We start from the raw sequence: 1900 nt of genomic DNA on the forward strand, positions 1-1900 counted from the left end.
CGCAGTGGCCCAGGCTATTCCTAATATTGCCGATGATGATACCGTACTGGTGTTGTATGGTGATGTGCCCCTTACCCGGCTGGAAACATTGCAGCAACTGTTAGCGGCAAAGCCTGCTAATGGCCTGGCGATTTTAACGGTCAATTTAGTTAACCCGACCGGTTATGGCCGGATTATCCGGCAAAATGGCAAGGTAACCGGCATTATTGAACAGAAAGATGCCAGTTTGGAACAGCTTAAAATTAACGAAGTAAACAGTGGCATTATGGCGCTGCCGGGTAAACAGCTGAAAAGCTGGCTGAGTAAATTGTCTAATAGCAATGCCCAGGGCGAATATTACTTAACCGATGTTATTGCTATGGCGCACAGTGAAGGTGTTGAGATTGCCACAGCCCAGCCACTTGATCCGATGGAAGTGGAAGGTGCCAATAACCGGCTGCAGCTGGCAGCGTTGGAGCGGGCCTATCAGCAGCGCAAAGCACAACAGCTGATGCTATCTGGTGCGAATCTGCGTGACCCTGCCCGCCTGGACATTCGTGGTACGGTTGAGGTAGGCAATGACGTGATGATCGACATTAACGTTATTTTTGAAGGTAAAGTGGTGCTGGGTAAGGGCGTGACGGTTGGCGCCAACTGTATTTTAAAAGACTGCACCATAGGTGATAACACCGAAATTAAGCCCAATTCGATGATTGAAAACGCTACCGTTGGCAGCGACTGCTCCGTTGGCCCTTATGCCCGCCTACGGCCGGACAGCGTGATGCTGGACGACAGCCATGTTGGCAACTTTGTGGAAATGAAGAAAACCACCCTGGGCAAAGGATCGAAGGCTAATCATTTAACTTATCTTGGTGATGCAGTGATAGGTAGCAAGGTTAACGTTGGTGCCGGTACTATTACCTGTAACTACGACGGTGCCAATAAGTTTGTTACTACCATTAAAGATGGTGCCTTTATCGGCTCTAACAGTTCGCTGGTCGCGCCGGTAACGGTAGGGGTTAACGCTACAGTGGGTGCGGGCAGTGTGCTCACCCGTGACGCTGGTGACGACGAGTTAGTGGTCGCCCGCGCCAAACAACGGCATATCGAAGGCTGGCAACGGCCGGTGAAGATTAAAAAGTAACGCCTGAACTTAGTAATAAAACAGCCCGCAAATGCGGGCTGTTTTATTTGTATAGCTGCATGGATGATTAGGCTATCATGCTGCGGGTTGGAATCCCGGATCGGGCGCCACAGAGTGTCTGAGCCCTGCCGCAAGCAAAGGGCGAGTTGCTGTGGCGAGCCGGAACGGGAGTTGCAACCTGTCAGCCTTTCTCAAAACTATTCAGCCTTATCTACCAGTACTGCAATAGCACCATCCCCGGTGACATTACAGGCGGTACCGAAGCTGTCCTGGGCCATATACAGCGCTATCATCATTGCGACTGCCGCTTCGCCAAAGCCCAGCATTGAGCCCAGCAGGCCGACCGCCGACATCACCGCACCACCCGGTACGCCGGGGGCGGCCAGCATGACGACACCTAAGGTTAAAATAAACGGCAGCATGGTCAGTAGCGACGGGATTTCCAGGCCATTTTGCATCACCATTACGGCAACGGCGCAGCTGACAATAGTAATCGTTGAACCGGCCAGGTGCGTGGTGGCGCACAATGGCACGGTAAAATCGGCAATATTGGGTTTAACGCCGTTGGCTTTAGTGGCCTGCAGTGATACCGGAATGGTTGCTGCGCTTGACATGGTACCCAGTGCAGTAAAGTATGCCGGCAGCATATTTTTTATCAGCAGTAATGGCGATTTACCGGCTTTAACCCCGGCAATGCTGTACAGCACAATAATCCACAGCCAGTGCAGCAATATCGCAAGGATTAACACCACGCCAAAAGTTTGCAGCGTCGCAAAC

General features: G+C 51.8%; 2 protein-coding genes. One reads left to right on the forward strand and one right to left on the reverse strand.

Translation table 11 applies throughout. From position 1 onward, the window contains the following. The coding region (gene glmU, locus R3177_RS14690) for a bifunctional UDP-N-acetylglucosamine diphosphorylase/glucosamine-1-phosphate N-acetyltransferase GlmU (RefSeq protein ID WP_318971754.1) at positions 1 to 1123 on the forward strand (1123 nt) is incomplete at its 5' end. A gap of 197 nt (positions 1124 to 1320) precedes the next feature. Here glmU and R3177_RS14695 read toward each other — a convergent pair. Then, positions 1321 to 1900 (reverse strand): cation:dicarboxylate symporter family transporter (locus R3177_RS14695; RefSeq protein ID WP_318971755.1); only part of this gene is annotated, 580 nt, incomplete at its 5' end.

Source organism: Arsukibacterium sp., assembly GCF_033722355.1.
In the GTDB taxonomy this organism is placed as follows: Bacteria; Pseudomonadota; Gammaproteobacteria; order Enterobacterales; family Alteromonadaceae; genus Alishewanella.